At 67.7% G+C, this 15,670-nt stretch carries 17 protein-coding genes; 7 read left to right on the top strand and 10 right to left on the bottom strand.

Features of this window, described 5'->3' with window-relative positions:
* Positions 1 to 81 precede the first annotated feature (81 nt).
* Positions 82 to 654 carry an EF-hand domain-containing protein gene (locus tag LF41_RS13045; RefSeq protein WP_161786965.1) on the bottom strand — a complete coding sequence of 191 codons (573 nt, stop codon included), beginning with the start codon at positions 652 to 654 and terminating at the stop codon, positions 82 to 84.
* A gap of 183 nt (positions 655 to 837) precedes the next feature.
* Between LF41_RS13045 and LF41_RS13040 the strand changes: the two genes are divergently transcribed.
* Genes LF41_RS13040 through pdeM form a run of 5 tightly spaced genes read left to right on the top strand, consistent with a single transcriptional unit; the run spans position 838 to position 7,266 of the window.
* Entirely contained in the window at positions 838 to 1,602 is a 765-nt protein-coding gene (locus tag LF41_RS13040; protein WP_036170460.1) for a hypothetical protein, read from the top strand.
* The gene (locus LF41_RS13035; protein ID WP_036170458.1) at positions 1,595 to 2,587 is read left to right on the top strand and encodes a ligase-associated DNA damage response exonuclease; all 993 of its coding nucleotides are present in this window, start codon (positions 1,595 to 1,597) and stop codon (positions 2,585 to 2,587) included. Before LF41_RS13040 ends, LF41_RS13035 begins: the two co-directional genes overlap by 8 nt.
* Positions 2,587 to 4,191 (top strand): ATP-dependent DNA ligase, encoded by a 1,605-nt coding sequence (locus LF41_RS13030; RefSeq protein ID WP_036170457.1) that lies wholly within the window; start codon positions 2,587 to 2,589, stop codon positions 4,189 to 4,191. Before LF41_RS13035 ends, LF41_RS13030 begins: the two co-directional genes overlap by 1 nt.
* Positions 4,188 to 6,635, top strand: a complete 2,448-nt coding sequence (locus LF41_RS13025; protein WP_036170455.1) for a ligase-associated DNA damage response DEXH box helicase — start codon at positions 4,188 to 4,190, stop codon at positions 6,633 to 6,635. The genes LF41_RS13030 and LF41_RS13025 overlap by 4 nt, the downstream gene beginning before the upstream one ends.
* Positions 6,628 to 7,266 (top strand): ligase-associated DNA damage response endonuclease PdeM, encoded by a 639-nt coding sequence (gene pdeM, locus LF41_RS13020; protein WP_036170453.1) that lies wholly within the window; start codon positions 6,628 to 6,630, stop codon positions 7,264 to 7,266. The genes LF41_RS13025 and pdeM overlap by 8 nt, the downstream gene beginning before the upstream one ends.
* A 2-nt stretch (positions 7,267 to 7,268) precedes the next feature.
* Here pdeM and LF41_RS13015 read toward each other — a convergent pair whose 3' ends face one another.
* Genes LF41_RS13015 through LF41_RS13005 form a run of 3 tightly spaced genes read right to left on the bottom strand, consistent with a single transcriptional unit; the run spans position 7,269 to position 9,643 of the window.
* Positions 7,269 to 7,595, bottom strand: coding sequence for a PilZ domain-containing protein (locus tag LF41_RS13015; RefSeq protein ID WP_036170451.1), 327 nt, complete (start codon positions 7,593 to 7,595; stop codon positions 7,269 to 7,271).
* A 39-nt stretch (positions 7,596 to 7,634) separates the two neighbouring features.
* Positions 7,635 to 8,324: a PIN domain-containing protein gene (locus LF41_RS17140; RefSeq protein ID WP_052116425.1), complete on the bottom strand. Its 690-nt coding sequence runs from the start codon at positions 8,322 to 8,324 to the stop codon at positions 7,635 to 7,637.
* 47 nt (positions 8,325 to 8,371) lie between these two features.
* Positions 8,372 to 9,643, bottom strand: a complete 1,272-nt coding sequence (locus LF41_RS13005) for an aminopeptidase (protein WP_036170449.1) — start codon at positions 9,641 to 9,643, stop codon at positions 8,372 to 8,374.
* A gap of 121 nt (positions 9,644 to 9,764) precedes the next feature.
* Between LF41_RS13005 and LF41_RS13000 the strand changes: the two genes are divergently transcribed.
* Positions 9,765 to 10,367 (top strand): DNA-3-methyladenine glycosylase, encoded by a 603-nt coding sequence (locus tag LF41_RS13000; protein ID WP_036170447.1) that lies wholly within the window; start codon positions 9,765 to 9,767, stop codon positions 10,365 to 10,367.
* Positions 10,368 to 10,382: 15 nt separating this feature from the next.
* The gene (locus LF41_RS12995) at positions 10,383 to 11,339 is read left to right on the top strand and encodes a hypothetical protein (protein ID WP_036170445.1); all 957 of its coding nucleotides are present in this window, start codon (positions 10,383 to 10,385) and stop codon (positions 11,337 to 11,339) included.
* On the opposite strand, the gene ltaE is transcribed toward LF41_RS12995, so the two are convergent.
* The 6 genes from ltaE to LF41_RS12965 form a co-directional block, all read right to left on the bottom strand.
* Positions 11,253 to 12,263 (bottom strand): low-specificity L-threonine aldolase, encoded by a 1,011-nt coding sequence (ltaE, locus tag LF41_RS12990; RefSeq protein WP_036170443.1) that lies wholly within the window; start codon positions 12,261 to 12,263, stop codon positions 11,253 to 11,255. The genes LF41_RS12995 and ltaE overlap by 87 nt on opposite strands.
* Positions 12,264 to 12,273: 10 nt before the next feature.
* Positions 12,274 to 12,849 carry a hypothetical protein gene (locus tag LF41_RS12985; RefSeq protein ID WP_036170441.1) on the bottom strand — a complete coding sequence of 192 codons (576 nt, stop codon included), beginning with the start codon at positions 12,847 to 12,849 and terminating at the stop codon, positions 12,274 to 12,276.
* 21 nt (positions 12,850 to 12,870) lie between these two features.
* A complete protein-coding gene (locus LF41_RS12980) occupies positions 12,871 to 13,143 on the bottom strand; it encodes a DUF4242 domain-containing protein (protein WP_036170439.1) in 273 nt (90 codons plus the stop codon).
* A gap of 91 nt (positions 13,144 to 13,234) precedes the next feature.
* The gene (locus LF41_RS12975; RefSeq protein ID WP_036170437.1) at positions 13,235 to 13,705 is read right to left on the bottom strand and encodes a hypothetical protein; all 471 of its coding nucleotides are present in this window, start codon (positions 13,703 to 13,705) and stop codon (positions 13,235 to 13,237) included.
* Positions 13,702 to 14,343, bottom strand: coding sequence for a DUF5671 domain-containing protein (locus LF41_RS12970; RefSeq protein ID WP_036170435.1), 642 nt, complete (start codon positions 14,341 to 14,343; stop codon positions 13,702 to 13,704). Before LF41_RS12970 ends, LF41_RS12975 begins: the two co-directional genes overlap by 4 nt.
* A 39-nt stretch (positions 14,344 to 14,382) precedes the next feature.
* A complete protein-coding gene (locus tag LF41_RS12965) occupies positions 14,383 to 15,597 on the bottom strand; it encodes a lipopolysaccharide biosynthesis protein (protein ID WP_036170430.1) in 1,215 nt (404 codons plus the stop codon).
* Positions 15,598 to 15,670: the final 73 nt, after the last annotated feature.

Below are 15,670 nucleotides of genomic sequence, written 5' to 3'. Positions count from 1 at the left end.
ATCGCGCAGGTTAATGCGTCTTCACGCGGTGTTCGCGCCACGGCCGCCGACCAGCGGCGCGGCGCGAACCGAGCGTGCGCTTCAGCCGCCGTTGTCGTCCGCAGGCGGGGTCGAGGCCTTCGCGGCGTCGTCGTGGCCCGAATGCTCCGAGTGATCCGAAGCATCGGCCTGGGTGCCGGTCGGCTTCTTGGACCAGTCGTCCTTGGCCGGCTTGTCCTTGCTCATCATCTTGTCGTGCCCGGCGTTCATTTCGGCGCGGGACAACATGCCGTTGCCGTCCGCATCCATCTTGCCGAACATTTCCTGTGCGCCGGTGCTGTGTTCGGCCGCCGAGAGCTTGCCGTCGCCGTCCTTGTCCATCTTGGCGATCTTCTCGCTGGACTTCATGTCCATGCCGCGCTTCTCGCCCTTGTCGGCGCTCTTCATCGATGCGTGCATCGAATCCATTTCCGCCGCGGTGACGAAGCCGTCCTTGTCGGCATCCATTTCGGTGAACATCTTCGTGACACCGGCCTCGTGTTCGGCCGCGCTGATCTGGCCGTCGCCGTTGGTGTCCATCATCTTGAACTTGTCCCCGTCGCCGTGGGCCGAGGCGCCGAAGGCAATGCCTGCGAGCGCGGCGACGAGGCACATATGCAATGTCTTGCGGGTCATCGATCGAATCCTCCTCTCATGGGTGCGCCGAGCGTGCGCGGGCCTCGGTGAGTGGCGCATCAATGCGCGATGGCCAACTCAGCAGCGAAAAACGGGACGATTCACGGATGTGCAAGCGGGCGTTCGACGCCGCGATCACGGCGGCCTGTTAGCGTCGCGCCATCGGTGGAACGGAGACCTCCCATGCGCCTGCTCGTGCTGTTGTTCGCGATCGCGATGCCCGTCGTCGGATGGCTCACCGAACACGGCTCTTTCGGCCCGCCGTCGGGCGCGGTGTCCGCGCATTTCCCCAATCTGCTGCTGCCCTCCGGTTACGCATTCGCGATCTGGGGCGTGATCTTCCTGTTCGACGTGCTCTACGGGATCTGGCAGGCGACGGGCGAGCGGCGCAACGATGCGACGCTCACGCACATCGCCCCGTGGACCGCCGCGGGCTTCGCGTTGACGACCGCGTGGATGCCGCTGTTCTCGATGGGCCTGTACTGGCTCAACCTGCTGGTGATCTTCGGTGCGCTCGCGTGCCTGCTGCGCGCGGCCTTCGTCCTCACCGACGACAAGCAACGCCTGCCGCAACAATGGCTGTGGGCGTGGACGCCAATCTCGCTGCACGCCGGGTGGTTGTCGCTGGCGGCGTTCGTCAACATCGCGCAGGTCGTCGTTGCGTATCGGTTGATGTCGACCGATGACATGCTGCCGTGGAGCCTGGCGATCTTCCTGTTGCTGGCGGTCCTGCTCCTGTGGGCGAACCATCGCATGCGCGGCAACCCGGACTACGCGGGCGCCGCGACGTGGGGCCTGCTCGCGGTGTACGTGATGCAGTCGAACTGGGGCGTGCGCGGTGCGGTGGCGGCATCGTGGTGCGCGCTCGTGCTGGCGGTGGCGCTGGTCGGGCAGACGGTGTGGCTGCGCTTCAAGCATCGCGGCGGTTGGGTGACCGACCCTGCCTGACCTGGTCGTCCTGCGTCCCGAAGGGCTGTATTGCCCGGCGGGCGGATTCCACATCGATCCGTGGCGTCCCGTCCCACGTGCGGTGATCACGCACGGCCATGGGGATCATGCACGCGGCGGCATGGGCGAATACCACGCCACGCGCGCCGGCCTGCCGATCCTGCGCTGGCGCCTGGGCCAGGACGAACGCATCTTCGATTACAACTACGGCGAGTCGTTCGTGCTGGGCGATGCGCGCGTATCGCTCCACCCGGCGGGGCATGTGCTGGGCTCGGCGCAGGTGCGCATCGAAATCGATGGTCAAACGTGGGTCGCGTCCGGCGACTACAAGCGGCAGCCCGATCCGACGTGCGCGCCCTTCGAAGTGGTGCCGTGCGATGTGTTCATCACCGAGGCGACGTTCGGGTTGCCGGTGTATCGCTGGCCGGAGACCTCGGAGGTCGCGCGCGAGATCGTCGAGTGGCGCGAAGAGTGCGCAGCGCGTGGCGAGTCGGCGGTGTTGTTCTGCTATGCGTTGGGCAAGGCGCAGCGCGTGCTCGCGGAAATGATGGCGCACACGGATCGGCCGGTGTGGTTGCACGGCGCGATCGCCGCGGGCGTGCAGGTCTACCGCGAGTGCGGGATTCCCTTGCTCGAAACGAAGCTCGTGTCCGACGAACAGCGCGGCGCGGATTTCGCCGGCGAACTCGTGATCGCGCCGCCGTCGGCCGCCGGCAGCGCGTGGATGCGACGGTTCAAGCGCGTGCAGACGGGTTTCGCCTCCGGCTGGATGCGGATCCGCGGCAATCGGCGGCGGCGCAACCATGATCGCGGGTTCGTCGTGTCCGACCACGCCGACTGGCCCGACTTGCTGCGCACGATCCGCGAAACCGGCGCGCGCCGCGTCATCGCCACGCACGGCAACACCGACGCCCTGGTGCGCGCGCTCAACGAAGCAGGCATCGACACCGGCACGTTCTCCACGCAGTTCGGCGAGGACGACTGATGCGTCGCTTCGCCGCCCTGTATCGTCGACTCGACCGCAGCACGGCGACGTCCGACAAGCGCGCCGCGCTCATCGACTATTTCCGCGATGCGCCGCCCGACGATGCGGCGTGGGCACTGTGGTTGTTGTCGGGCGGCAAGATCGGCGGCGCACGCGCGAAGATCGCGGGCACGAACGAGTTGCGCGACTGGATCGCGGAGGCGAGCGGAAATCCCGCGTGGCTGGTGGAGGAGAGTTACCACCACGTCGGCGACCTGGCGGAAATGCTGACGCTGTTGCTCGACGATCCGCCGGTCGAGGCGCGCGACGAGACGTCACTGCGCGCGTGGATCGAGGATCGGTTGCTCGCCGTCGCAGGCCGCGAGGACGCGGTGCGGCGCGACGTCATCGTCGGCGCGTGGCGGTCTCTCGCGTACGACGAGCGTCTCGCCTTCAACAAGCTGCTCACCGGCGCGCTGCGGGTCGGCGTGTCACAACGCCTCGTGCAGCAGGCGCTCGCGGAGATGAGCGGCGTGGACATCGCCCGCATCGCGCAGCGGATGCTCGGCGCATGGTCGCCCTCGCCCGCCTTCCTGCGCGACTTGCTGACCGAAGGCGAGCTGCCCGGAGATCGCGCGCAGCCGTATCCGTTCTTCCTGGCCTCGCCGCTGGAGGCCGCCGTCGAGTCGCTCGGCCCGATCGACGACTGGCTCCTCGAATGGAAGTGGGACGGCATCCGCGTGCAACTGATCCGGCGGGACAGCGACATCGCGCTGTGGTCGCGCGGCGAGGAACGCCTGGATGGGCGTTTCCCGGAAATCGAACAGGCGCTCGCATCGCTTCCCGGCGATGCCGTGATCGATGGCGAGTTGCTCGGCTGGCGCGAAGGCGATGCGCCGCTACCGTTCACCGCGTTGCAGACACGCATCCAACGGCGCAAACCGGGCGCGAAGATCCTCTCCGATACGCCCGCGCGCGTGCTGGCGTACGACCTGCTGGAGCGCGATGGCATCGATCTGCGCGAGCGCCCGTTGCAGGAACGTCGCGCATTGCTCGGTGAACTGCTCGCTTCCCATGCGGATCCGCGCCTGGTGATTTCGCCCGAAGTCATCGCGCCCGATTGGGAGACGGCGGCCGCTTTGCGCATCGGCGCACGCGAACGCGGCGTCGAGGGCCTGATGCTGAAACGCCGCTCCTCGCCCTATCAGGTCGGCCGGCGACGCGGCGATTGGTGGAAGTGGAAGATCGATCCGCTCACCATCGACGCGGTGTTGCTCTACGCGCAATCCGGTCACGGGCGGCGCAGCGCGTTGTACACCGACTACACGTTCGGTCTGTGGGACGGCGATGCATTGGTGCCGGTCGCCAAGGCCTACTCCGGGCTCGACGACAAGGAGATCCTGAAGCTCGATCGCTGGATCCGTGCGAACACCCTCGAACGCTTCGGACCCGTGCGCTCGGTGACGCCGCTGCATGTGTTCGAGCTCGGCTTCGAAGCGGTGAATCGCTCCACGCGCCACAAGTCGGGCATCGCCGTGCGCTTCCCGCGCATCCTGCGCTGGCGCACCGACAAGCCGGCGGCCGAGGCCGACCGCCTCGACACCTTGCGGGCGCTCGCGCGATGAAGGCGTTGCAAGGGTGGTTCGAAGCACAAGGCTGGAAACCGTTGCCGTTCCAGCGCGAGGTCTGGAAGCGATGGAAGGCCGGCGAATCCGGGCTGCTGCATACACCGACGGGCAGCGGAAAGACGCTGGCGGCATTCGGCGGACCGCTGATCGACGCGCTCGCCGAAGCACCGAAGGTCAAGCGCAAGAAGAATGCCACGCGGAGGTTGCGACTGCTGTGGATCACCCCGCTGCGCGCATTGGCCGCCGACACGCTGCGTGCGTTGCGCGAACCGGTGGAGGCGCTCGACCTGGATTGGCGCGTGGGGCTGCGCACTGGCGATGCGAGTGCACGCGATCGGCGCCTGGCGCGTGCGGGACAACTCGATGCACTCGTGACGACGCCGGAATCGCTGTCGCTGCTGCTCTCGTACCCCGAGACGGCCGCGCAGTTCGTGGGCCTGCGCACCATCGTCGTCGACGAATGGCACGAGCTGCTCGGCAACAAGCGGGGCGTGTTGTTGCAACTGGCGCTGGCGCGCGTGCGCGCGTTGGCGCCGGAGCTGCGCACCTGGGGATTGTCGGCGACGTTGGGCAACCTCGATCAGGCCCGCGACGTGTTGCTCCCGCACGCGCCCGATGCGGCCGTCGTCTCGGGATTGCCGCCGCGCACGCTCACGCTCGATACGTTGTTGCCCGAAGCGGGCGAACGCTTTCCATGGGCCGGGCATCTCGGCCTTGTGCAATTGGCGCGCGTCGTCGAGCGGCTGCTGTCGACCGGCACGAGCCTGCTGTTCACCAACACGCGCTCGCAGGCGGAACTGTGGCATCGCGCGTTGTCAGCGGTGTGGCCCGAGGACCAGGGCACGTTGCTGCTGCACCACGGGTCCATCGATGCGAAGTTGCGCCAGGCCGCGGAGATCGGGTTGCGCGACGGCAGCGTGCGCTGCGTCGTGGCGACCTCGAGCCTCGATCTCGGCGTCGACTTCCCTGCCGTCGACCAGGTGCTGCAGGTCGGCAGCCCGAAAGGCATGGCGCGCTTGCTGCAACGCGCAGGGCGCGCGCGCCATCGGCCCGGTGAAGCGGCGCACGTCGTGTGCGTGCCGACGCATGCACTGGAGTTGCTCGAGTACGCCGCCGTGCGCAAGGCATTGGCGCACGGGCGTGTCGAACCGCGCCTGCCGCCGCGCATGTCATTGGACGTGCTCGCACAGCATTGCGTGACGCTCGCGCTCGGGGGTGGGTTCGATGCCGATGCGCTATTCGACGAAGTGCGTGGGACGCATGCGTTCGCGGACCTCGACCATGCCACATGGCTGTCGGTGCTCGACTTCATCGTGCAGGGCGGCTCGGCGTTGTCGCACTACCCCGACTATCGGCGCACGGTCATCGGCGACGACGGGCGTTACATCGTCGACGATCGCAAGGTCGCGTTCCGCCATCGGCTGTCGATCGGCACGATCACCAGCGACGGCACGGTGGCGGTGAAGTTCCTGCGCGGCGGCGCGCTGGGATCGGTGGAAGAGGCGTTCGTCTCGCGCCTGAAGCCCGGCGACCGCTTCCAGTTCGCGGGCCGCACGCTGGAGCTGATCCGCCTGCACGAGATGACCGCGCAGGTGAAGCTCGCCAAGCGCAACGACGGCATGGTGCCGAAGTGGCAGGGCGGGCGGATGCCCTTGTCGGGCGAACTCGGGCGCGAAGTGGAGCGCGTCCTCGCGGGCGTGGCGTCGGGAGAGTCCGATTCGCCGGAAGTGCGCGCGTTGCAACCGTTGCTGATGCTGCAGCATGCGCTGTCCGCCCTGCCCGGCCCGGAACATCTGCTCTGCGAATGGGTGAAGACGCGCGATGGTCGGCACTTGTTCGTGTATCCGTTCGCGGGGCGGGCGGTGAACGAAGGGTTCGCCGCGTTGGTTGCCTTGCGCTGGGGCCGGCGCGTGCCGAACTCGTTTTCGTTCGCGGCCAACGATTACGGATTCGTGCTATCGGCGCAGGCGGACGTGGATGTCGAACCCGGGCTGATCGCGGAGATGCTGCGGCCGGAAGCGTTGCTCGACGACCTCACCGACAGCTTCAACCTCACCGAGCTCGCGCGCCGGCAGTTCCGCGAGATCGCGCGCGTCGCGGGATTGCTGCCGCCCTCGTTGCCCGGGCGGACACCCCGCTCGTTGCGCCAGTTGCAGGCCTCGAGCGGCTTGCTGTTCGACGTGCTGACGCGGCACGATCCCGGCCATCTGTTGCTGACGCAGGCGCAGCGTGAAGTGTTCGCGCAACAGCTCGACGTCGCGCAGCTCGCGCACGCGCTCGACGATTGCGCGCGGCGCACGATCGCCCTGCACCGCCCCAAGTCGCTGACGCCACTGTCGTTCCCCTTGTGGGCCGAGAGCCAGCGCGGACACCTGAGCACCGAGGACTGGCGGGCGCGCGTCGAACGCGTAGCCGCGCAACTGGAACGTCGCCATGGCTGATGCGATGGACGTCGTCATCGCGGGCGAACCGATGCGATTGCTCGCCGATCGCGCGCTCTACTGGCCCGCGCGCAATCGCTTGCTGCTCGCGGACCTGCACCTGGGCAAGGCCGACATCTTCCGCCGCCTCGGCATACCGCTGCCGAGCGGCGGCACGCGCCTGGACCTGGCGCGCATCGCCGCGTTGGCCGAGACGACCGGCGCAGACACCGCGTGGGTGCTCGGCGATTTCCTGCATGGCGGCATCGAGTCGCCGCAATGGCGGGAAGGTTGGGAGGCGTTCCGCGCTGCGCATCCGCAACTGCGCATCGGCGTGCTCGCGGGCAACCACGACCGTGCACTCGTGCGCGCGAATCTCGAGATTGATCTGTTGGGCGATTCCGTCGACGACGGACCGTTCTCGCTACGTCATGCGCCCGATCCGCGCGCGCCCGCGCACGTGTTGTGCGGGCACTTGCACCCGACGGTGCGGATCGAGGGATTTCCGGGGCGGTGGCCGGCGTTCTGGTTGCAGGAACGCACGTGCGTGTTGCCGGCGTTTTCGGCATTCACGGGCGGCAGGACGCCGGAGTCGAATGCGGGCGACGGGTTGGTCGCGTGCCTCCACGAGTCGTTGTTGCGCCTCGCGTAGCCCTATTGCCGCGGGCCCAACGAGGCGAACAAATCGCGGATATCCGCTTCCTGCGCGGGATCGAATTCCACGCCGATGTCATCGAGGCCCACGCGCGTGACGTGCCCGCGCAGCGTGATCGATTCCTCGGCATCCCCGTTCTCGAAGTAGAGGCGCAACGCCGCGCCATTCTGCGGCGACCAATGCTGCGGCAAGGTCACGCGCGCGCCGCCGAGGGACAGATCGAGCAGGTGCGAGTCGAGCTTGTGCCCGTTCGGCCGCACGAGGATGGCCCGCACCATTTGCTGGCGGGGATAGCGGCGGCGGTCGTCGTGTTGTTCGTCCTGCATGGCCGGCGCAATCTAGCGCCGGCGGCGTGAAAGTTTCGATCAGGCCGGGTAAACGAGCTTCGTGCCCGCCACCGTCAGCACGCCGTGCGATTGCAGCGCCTGCAGCATCGCGTCGATCTGCGCTTCGGCGAAGGGCGGGTTGAAGCTCCCGAGCGATGAACGGAACGTCCTCACCGTGCGCGGCTTGGCGTGCTTCATGCCTTTGAGGCGCTCGACGACTTCCTCGAACCGCGGCGGCATCGCGATCTTCTTCGCGGCCGCCTTCTTCGCAGGTTTCGCTACCTGCTTCGCCGGTTGCTTTGCCGGCGCCTTGGCCACGACCTTCGCCGCCTTCGCGACGGGCGCGGCCTTCGTCGTCGGCAACTTCACCGCCGCGCCCGGGATCGTCGCGACGCGCTTGCAGGCGATGCGCAGTTTCTCCAGGTGCTTGACCAGCGGATCGAAGCCGGTGTCCTTCGACACGATCACGAAGCGCGCGCCCGGTTGCTCGGCCGCGAGCTTGCCGATGTAGAACGCGATGTGGAAATCCAGCGCGTCCTTGCCGTTGCCGACGATCTGGATGTATTCGGCATTCGAGCCGAACGCCTGCACGGCCTGCACGAGACCGAGCTCGAGCCGCGTCTGGTGCTGTCCGAGGAAGACGAGGATGCGCCACTCGCCCGGCTGCAACGCGCCGAGGTTGTCGGGTTGCACGTTCTCGAAATCGACGAGCAGGTATTGGTTGGCCATGGCGACTTCCGCGGGGGCGATTCCGCGGAAGTCTAGGCCATGCCGCGTCAGAGCTTCAGCGACCCGCCTTCGATGATCGGCTTGCCGTCGAGTGTGACCGTGCTGCCCGACAGCGACACCGTCTGCCCGTAAGGCACCGTGTTGTTCCCGCCGGCCCAGGTGTTGCCGCCGGTGCCGACGGTGATCGTGCCGGCCGGCACCCAGTTGCCGACGGTGGAATTGGCCGGCAGCGTGATGTTCGGATTGATGCCCAGGTCGACGTAGCTGAAGTCGTCCTTGCGCGCGTCGTCGATGGCGTCGTACTCGGCCTTCATCGGCGCGAAGCCCGGCCCCGCACCCGACATGCCGGTCATCTTGCCGTCCTTGAACGTCATCGTCAGGTTGTCGATCTGCTGGCCACGATAGAACGCGCGTGAGTTGACCAACTTGCCGTTCGCCGTGCCCGAGACGGGCGTGACATACACCTCGCCCGCGGGCAGGTACACCGCGTTCGCCGCACCGCCGGCCTGCATGTCTTCGGCGGAGATCACGCCGTCGCTCACGCCGACGGGCCGGCCCTTGATGTTGACGGTGAGGTCGGTCCCGTTGGGATGCGTGATGTGCACTTCGCTGCCCGCGGCGAGCGCGCCCTTCACCGTCGCGCCGCGCTTGACGAGATCGGCGTAATCGACGTTCACGCCGTTCCAGAAGATCTTCGACAATTCGTCTTCGCTCATGCCGAAGCGTTGCGCGCGCCATGGCGTGGGATAGAGGTTGTTGCCGACTTCGAGATTGCGCACGCCCTTGCGCTGGTACAGCTCGCCGATGCCTTCGTTCGCCTTGCCGCGCGCGGCCATGCGCTTGGGGTCGGCGCCTTCGAACAGGTTCTCGGTGGTGTTGTTGCCGAGGGAGATGATCACGTCGACGACGTCGGCCAGGTCCGCGTCGAGCGTGTCGCGCTGCGAATCCCACTTCTCCGGCACATCGAAGAACATGCGCTTGGCCAGGCGGTCGCTGCTGTACAGGATCATCGGGAACGCGCCGAGCTTGCGCGCGGCCACCGCGATGTCTTCCATCAACTCGGCGTCGTGCGCGCGGCCCACGATCATCACCACTTCGCCTTCCTTCACGGCGGCGTTGGCGACCAGGCGGTCGGAGAGCAGGTTGTAGTCGACCGGCGCGGCCTTCGGTGCGGCGGCGGTGGTGGCGCCCGATGCCGGCGCGGCGGCGGTCGACGTCGAAGGCGTGGTCGACGTCGGCGCTTCCTGCTTCTGGCACGCGGCGAGGAGCGTTGTCGCGAGGGCGGCCGCCAGGGCGGTCACGATGAGTTGGCGAGTCATGGCGGGAACCGTCGACGCCCGCGAGTCGGGCGAAGGGGTCAACGTGCGTGGCGCGGCCGTGCGGTCACCCCGGGTCGCCGGGGTGAACCCGCGCCGACGCACGGTTCCCTAGACTGGCCGCATGGCCCGCAAGACTCGTTTGCCCCGCGCCTTCTACCGACGCGACACCGTCCGCGTGGCGCGCGATTTGCTGAACAAGATCCTCGCCATGCCCGATGGCCGCGCGGGCCGCATCGTCGAAGTCGAAGCCTACCTGGCGGGCATCGACCCGGCCGCGCACACCTATCGCGGCAAGACGGCGCGCAACGCGACGATGTTCGGCGAGCCGGGCCACATGTATGTCTACTTCACCTACGGCATGCACTGGTGCGCGAACGCGGTGGCGTGGGACCAGGCACCCGGCGCGGGCGTACTCATCCGTGCGCTGGAACCGATCGCGGGACTGCCCGAAATGCACGACGCGCGCGGCGGCGTCTCCGATCGCCTGCTGTGCAGCGGACCGGCGCGGTTGACGCAGGCGCTCGGCATCGACGGCGCGTTGAACGGCGCGGACCTGGTGAAGGGCGATGGCCCGCGCATCCTCGACGACGGCACCGCGCCGCCATTGCACCCGATCGCCACGCCGCGCATCGGCATCAGCGTCGGACAGGAACACTTGCTGCGGTTCCTCGTGCCGAACAACCTCCACGTCAGCCCGGCGCGCGTGAAGCAGGTGCAAAGCTGAGCTAGGCTGGGTCCCATGCCCGTGCCGCGCCGGATCGTGTTGCCCATGCTCGCGTTGATCGCGCTCGGCGTGGCCGTGCATGGATGGATCCTGACGCAACGCAAGGACGCGGCGGACGCGCGCACGACGCGCATCGCCGACAAGGCCTGGAAGGAAACGCACACCGCGCACTACCTGATCGTCTCGGATGCGCCGCAGGACCAGGTCGCGCTGACCGGCGCCGCCGTCGAACACCTGCACGCCGCATGGGCACAGGTCTTCCCCGACATGCCGCGCACGCACCCGTCGCTGCGCCTGGTGCTGTATCGCTCGCGCGCCGAGTTCAAGGCGAACAACCGCGGCGTGCCGTGGGCCGAGGCGATCTACCGCACGCCGGAGTGCCACGCGTACGTCGCCGACGGCGAGAACCGCGTGCACTGGATGGTGCATGAAGCCGCGCATCAACTCGCGCGCGAAGTGATGGGCTTCGAACGCGTGCGGTGGATCGACGAAGGGCTCGCCGGCTACTTCGGCGCGAGCCGCATCGACGCGACCGGCCTGCATCCGGGCACGCTCGATCCGAATACGTATCCGCTGTGGTGGCTCGCGCAATTCCACTGGTCGGGCAACCTGGAACGCGACCTGCGCGAAGGCCGCCTGATCCCGTTGCGTGCGCTCATCGAAGACACCGGCCCGCCGATCGCCGGTTACGTCAATCTGTACTACATCGAATACTGGAGCCTGACGCACTTCCTGCTGCACGGGGAGAACGGCAAGTACGCGGCCGGTTACAAGCGTTTGCTGGCGAATGGCGCGACGCTGGCGGATTTCGAACGCGAAATCGGCCCGACCTGGCAAATCCAGGTGGCGTGGTATGCGTGGATGCGCGAACAGCGCGCGCGTTTGTTAGCCGAAAGCGCGGAAGGCGTCGATGGCGCGCGCGATGCCGGCGTCGTCGATGTCGATGTGCGTGACCATGCGGATGCGAGGTAGGTAACCGATGGACATGCGGATGCCGGCGGCGTCCATGTGCGCGCGGAAGGGGTCTAGGTGTTCCTTCGGTACGTCGATGAACACCATGTTGGTGTGTTGACCGGCCACGGTGACCTTCGACAAGCCCTGCAATCCATCGGCGAGCGTCTTCGCGCGGCGGTGGTCGTCTGCGAGGCGTTCGACATGGTGATCGAGCGCATGCAGGCACGCGGCGGCGAGCAGGCCCGATTGCCGCATGCCGCCGCCGGCCACCTTGCGCCAGCGTTTCGCATCGTCGATCAATGCGCGCGAACCGACGAGCACGGAGCCGACCGGTGCGCCGAGGCCTTTGGAAAGGCAGATCGACACGCTGTCGAAGTGTTTGGCGATCTCGCGCGGCGCCACGCCGTCGGCGACCGCGGCGTTGAACAGGCGCGCACCGTCGAGATGCAGCTTGAGCCCGCGGCGATCGCACAACGCGCGCGCTTGCGCGAGATACGCACGCGGCAACACGCGGCCATGCCACGTGTTCTCCAGGCACAGGATCTTGGTGCGCGCGAAATGCGGATCGACCGGCTTGATCGCGTTTTCCACCGCATCGAGCGGCAACGTGCCGTCTTCGGCCTGCACGATCGGCTGCGGTTGGATCGAACCGAACACCGCCGCGCCGCCGCCTTCGAACTTGTAGGTGTGCGCGTCCATGCCGACGATGTACTCATCGCCCCGCTGGCAATGCGACAACAACCCGAGCAGGTTGGCCTGCGTGCCGCTGGGCGCGAACAACCCGGCCTCGAACCCGAGGTCGTGCGCGAGGCGTTCCTGCAGCGCGTTGACGGTGGGGTCCTCGCCGTAGACGTCGTCCCCGACGTCGGCGCGGAGCATGGCTTCGCGCATGGACTGGGTGGGCTGGGTGACGGTGTCGGAGCGCAGGTCGATCGGGGTCATGGGCAAAAGTCTACACACCCGTCAGCCCCATCAGCCGCTTGTGCACCGCCTTGCCGTGATCGGTGATCACCATGACGCCGGTGAAGCGCAGGTCTTCCGCCAACGCGGCCAGGTGTTTGTCGACTTCCTTCGACAACTGGAACACGTCCGCGTCGTCCGCGCGGCGGCCTTGCGTGGTCATCTGCGCCTGCAGGTCGCTGCGGAAATCGACGAACGACGCCAGGCGCCGCACGTCGTCGAAGAACTGGCTCAGGATCACGCGCTGGTCGACGTTGCGGCAGAGCGAAGTGAAATGCCCGTGGCTGGCGTACCACACCGCGGTTTCCAGGTCGGCGTGCAGCAGGCGCGGGCAATGCGTCGAATCCAGCAGGCGCAGGATGCGCTTGGCCTCGGCGGTGTTCTTCACCACCGAGCCGAGGATCGAATCGATCACGCGCTCGTATTCGGCGAGCTGCAGCGCGTCGCGCTCGGCCGTGTCCTCGGTCTTGCGGCGGCGCTCGACGACGAGCGCCAGCCAGATACCGATGAACACGGCGACCACGCCGCTCAGCGTCTGGACGATGAACGACCATGCCATCTCGCTCATGGGGATGGCGCCTGAGTCGGGTTATTCGGCCGTGGTCGGATCGATGATCGTCGCGACCTGCGTGACGCGCTGGACAGGGAAACTGCCGAGCCGCCCGTGTTCGCGCACCATTTCCTCGTCAGGCGCGACGTACACGCAGTACAGGCTGTCGCCTGCGACGTAACTGTGGATCCACTGGATATCCGGGCCGAGCTGGCGCAGCACGCCGACCGAGCGGCGGGCCAGGCTCTGCAATTCCTGGGGCGTCAGTTTCCCCGCACCGGGGACTTCGCGTTCGATGACGAACTTGGGCATGGGTGAATTACCTCCGTGACTAAAGAACGCCACGGAGGAAATGGACAGGCCGCGTGCGCGCCACGGCCGTTCGACTGCCGTTCGAACTCCCTCACAAAGCGCGCACCAGGTCCTTCGCGAGCGTCGGCGTGCCGTCCTTGTCGCGCGTGAAGCAGTGGCGCCCGATGCCATGGTTCCAGGCGTCCTGGCTCGCCGGCCAGCCTTCCGGCGGATGCATCGACGTATCCGTTGCGAACACCGCGCAAATGCGGAAGCGGTCGGCGTCGATTCGCTCGTATTCGTAGGGCGCGCGTGTTTCCGGATCGGTGAACGACGTGATCGTCCCTGGTTGCGCCTTCACCTGCGCAATCTGCGCGGGCAGGCGCTCCTTTTCCTTCGCGTACGCCACGATCGCGTCTTCGAGCTTGTCGAGGTCGGAAACGCGATGCTCATCGATGCGCACCAGCCGCTGCTCGGACGGCGAGCCCATCATCCGGATCGCGAGCACGATGGCGACGACGGCGAGCACCGTGCCGCCGATGGCGAGCCACTTCCCGATGCGATCCGCCTTCTCGCCGCTCATGCGTCTTCCCCGCGGCGCAGGTCGAACAGGTAGTAGCTGAAGATCGAACCGGCGACGACCGCGACGACCAGCACCTTCAGGAGGAAGCGCAACGTCAGGTCGCCGGCGAGCAGGTTGTTGACCAGCGTGATCATGTCGCCGATCAACGTCATCGCCGCGAGGAACAGCGTGAGATACGTCAGCCAACGGCGCACCGGCGAGAGCCGCGCGAGCGGATCGCGCGTGACCTGCCGCGCGACCAGGCGCGCCATCCACAGGAACACGGGCAGCGCGATGATGATCGAGGCGGTCGACCAGCGCATCCTGCTCGTCGAGTATCCGTATTGACGCAACGCATCCGCCGCATCGGGCAGGGACCGGTTGAGCAGCGTGAACAACAGATCGCACGTATGCCAGGCCGCCATGTACAAAGCAGCGAACATCAGCAGATAGAAGAACGCCTCACGCGCGGACAACGACGCGCGCGGCCGCGGCACCGGCACCGCGAAGGGCACGTCGGCCCACGCGTTGAGCGCGCGTTGCACTTGCGCCTGCGACCAGCCTGCGCCGGTGAGGGTCGATGCGATGGTGTCGCGGGAGTTGCCTTGCGCGAGCGCGTCGCGCACGAACGATTCCAGGTCCTGTGTCGCGGAAGCCATGCGTCCCCTCCCCTGTGGTGGACGCAATCTAGCAGGCCGCTACGCGTGCGGCACGTGCCTCGATACCACCGCGGCGCGCCGCGCGGAAATCAGGAGATACACCAGCGTGGCGAGTTCCGCGATCGCCAGGCCCGCAACGGCGCCGCGCCACCCGAAGGGAACGACCAAGGCCAGCGCCGCGCCCACGCGCAACACCGCGCCCAGCCACAACCCATGCGTGAACGCATCGCCGCGCCCCGCGACGATCGCCGCGTTCCCCAGCATGCCGCGCGCGAAGTCGAGCATCGGCAGCCAGCACAACCAGACCAACGCATCCGCCGCCAGTGCGAACTGCGGCGCGGACGAGCGCAACAACGCCGAGAGGACGAACAACACGCCGCCCGCGAGCAACGCGTACGCCGCCGGCCACCAGATCGCACGCCGCCACAGCGCGACGCGCGCCTCCGGCGTGGCATGCAGCAATCCCGGCAGCGTGCTGGCCACCGAGGCCTGCAACGGGAAGCCGACCAGGTCGACGATGCGCTGCGCGAAGAACAACGCGCCCGACGTCGCCGCGTCGATCACGCGCAACACGATCGGCTTGTCGCCATCGGACAGGATGCGATTCGCCGTGCCGCCTTCGCCGTAGCGGAACCCGACGCGCACCAGTCGCCGCACCGCATCCCACGAGCGCGGGGCGTCCTTGCGCGGTACGGTCATCGCGCCGAGCGCGACCACCGCCGACAACGCGAGTGCGATCGCGACCCACGCATCGAGCCGCAGCGCGACATCCCACGCGATCACCGCCAGCACCGCGACCAACCGCAACGCATGCGGCGCGGCCTGCCACAGCACCATGCGGGATGCGCGCCCGCGGCCTTCCTCGTAGCGCGCACGCAGTTCCGCGAACCCGATCATCACGATGTCGGCCACGCCGACGCCGAGCCACAGCAGTGCGTCACGCCAATCGTCCCCGAGGGCGAGCATCGCCAGCATCACCAGGGCCGCGCACGGCAGGCCGACGACGACGAGCGTGCGCGACCACAACGTCGCGATCTGTTCGCGCGTGCTGCCGAACGCCTTGTGGCTGTGCATGTAGACCACCGCCGGCCCGCTCACCAGCAGCGGCGCAAGGCAGGTGGCCATCGCCACTGCGGTGACGTAGCGCCCGTAGTCCCCTTCGTGCAACACCAGCGCCAGCAGCAGCAAAGTGGCGGCCTGCATGCACGTGCGCGTCCACTGCCATGCCCGCAGTTGGAGCATCGGTCCGATCATCGGTCCAGTTCCCTTGGCCCGGTCGCCCGGTCGATTGCCGAGCGTCCCCTGTACCGCGTGCAACGGGCGCGAA

The sequence above is a fragment of the Lysobacter dokdonensis DS-58 genome (assembly GCF_000770795.1).
Taxonomy (GTDB): domain Bacteria; phylum Pseudomonadota; class Gammaproteobacteria; order Xanthomonadales; family Xanthomonadaceae; genus Noviluteimonas; species Noviluteimonas dokdonensis.
This window is presented reverse-complemented; position numbering and strand designations above follow the sequence as displayed.

What these genes read in the sequence shown, in the direction of transcription:
- LF41_RS13045 (WP_161786965.1), bottom strand. Translation starts at nt 654, where the DNA reads ATGACCCGCAAGACATTGCATATGTGCCTCGTCGCCGCGCTCGCAGGC.
- LF41_RS13040 (WP_036170460.1), top strand. Translation starts at nt 838, where the DNA reads ATGCGCCTGCTCGTGCTGTTGTTCGCGATCGCGATGCCCGTCGTCGGA.
- LF41_RS13030 (WP_036170457.1), top strand. Translation starts at nt 2,587, where the DNA reads ATGCGTCGCTTCGCCGCCCTGTATCGTCGACTCGACCGCAGCACGGCG.
- LF41_RS13025 (WP_036170455.1), top strand. Translation starts at nt 4,188, where the DNA reads ATGAAGGCGTTGCAAGGGTGGTTCGAAGCACAAGGCTGGAAACCGTTG.
- pdeM (WP_036170453.1), top strand. Translation starts at nt 6,628, where the DNA reads ATGGCTGATGCGATGGACGTCGTCATCGCGGGCGAACCGATGCGATTG.
- LF41_RS13015 (WP_036170451.1), bottom strand. Translation starts at nt 7,595, where the DNA reads ATGCAGGACGAACAACACGACGACCGCCGCCGCTATCCCCGCCAGCAA.
- LF41_RS17140 (WP_052116425.1), bottom strand. Translation starts at nt 8,324, where the DNA reads ATGGCCAACCAATACCTGCTCGTCGATTTCGAGAACGTGCAACCCGAC.
- LF41_RS13005 (WP_036170449.1), bottom strand. Translation starts at nt 9,643, where the DNA reads ATGACTCGCCAACTCATCGTGACCGCCCTGGCGGCCGCCCTCGCGACA.
- LF41_RS13000 (WP_036170447.1), top strand. Translation starts at nt 9,765, where the DNA reads ATGGCCCGCAAGACTCGTTTGCCCCGCGCCTTCTACCGACGCGACACC.
- LF41_RS12995 (WP_036170445.1), top strand. Translation starts at nt 10,383, where the DNA reads ATGCCCGTGCCGCGCCGGATCGTGTTGCCCATGCTCGCGTTGATCGCG.
- ltaE (WP_036170443.1), bottom strand. Translation starts at nt 12,263, where the DNA reads ATGACCCCGATCGACCTGCGCTCCGACACCGTCACCCAGCCCACCCAG.
- LF41_RS12985 (WP_036170441.1), bottom strand. Translation starts at nt 12,849, where the DNA reads ATGAGCGAGATGGCATGGTCGTTCATCGTCCAGACGCTGAGCGGCGTG.
- LF41_RS12980 (WP_036170439.1), bottom strand. Translation starts at nt 13,143, where the DNA reads ATGCCCAAGTTCGTCATCGAACGCGAAGTCCCCGGTGCGGGGAAACTG.
- LF41_RS12975 (WP_036170437.1), bottom strand. Translation starts at nt 13,705, where the DNA reads ATGAGCGGCGAGAAGGCGGATCGCATCGGGAAGTGGCTCGCCATCGGC.
- LF41_RS12970 (WP_036170435.1), bottom strand. Translation starts at nt 14,343, where the DNA reads ATGGCTTCCGCGACACAGGACCTGGAATCGTTCGTGCGCGACGCGCTC.
- LF41_RS12965 (WP_036170430.1), bottom strand. Translation starts at nt 15,597, where the DNA reads ATGATCGGACCGATGCTCCAACTGCGGGCATGGCAGTGGACGCGCACG.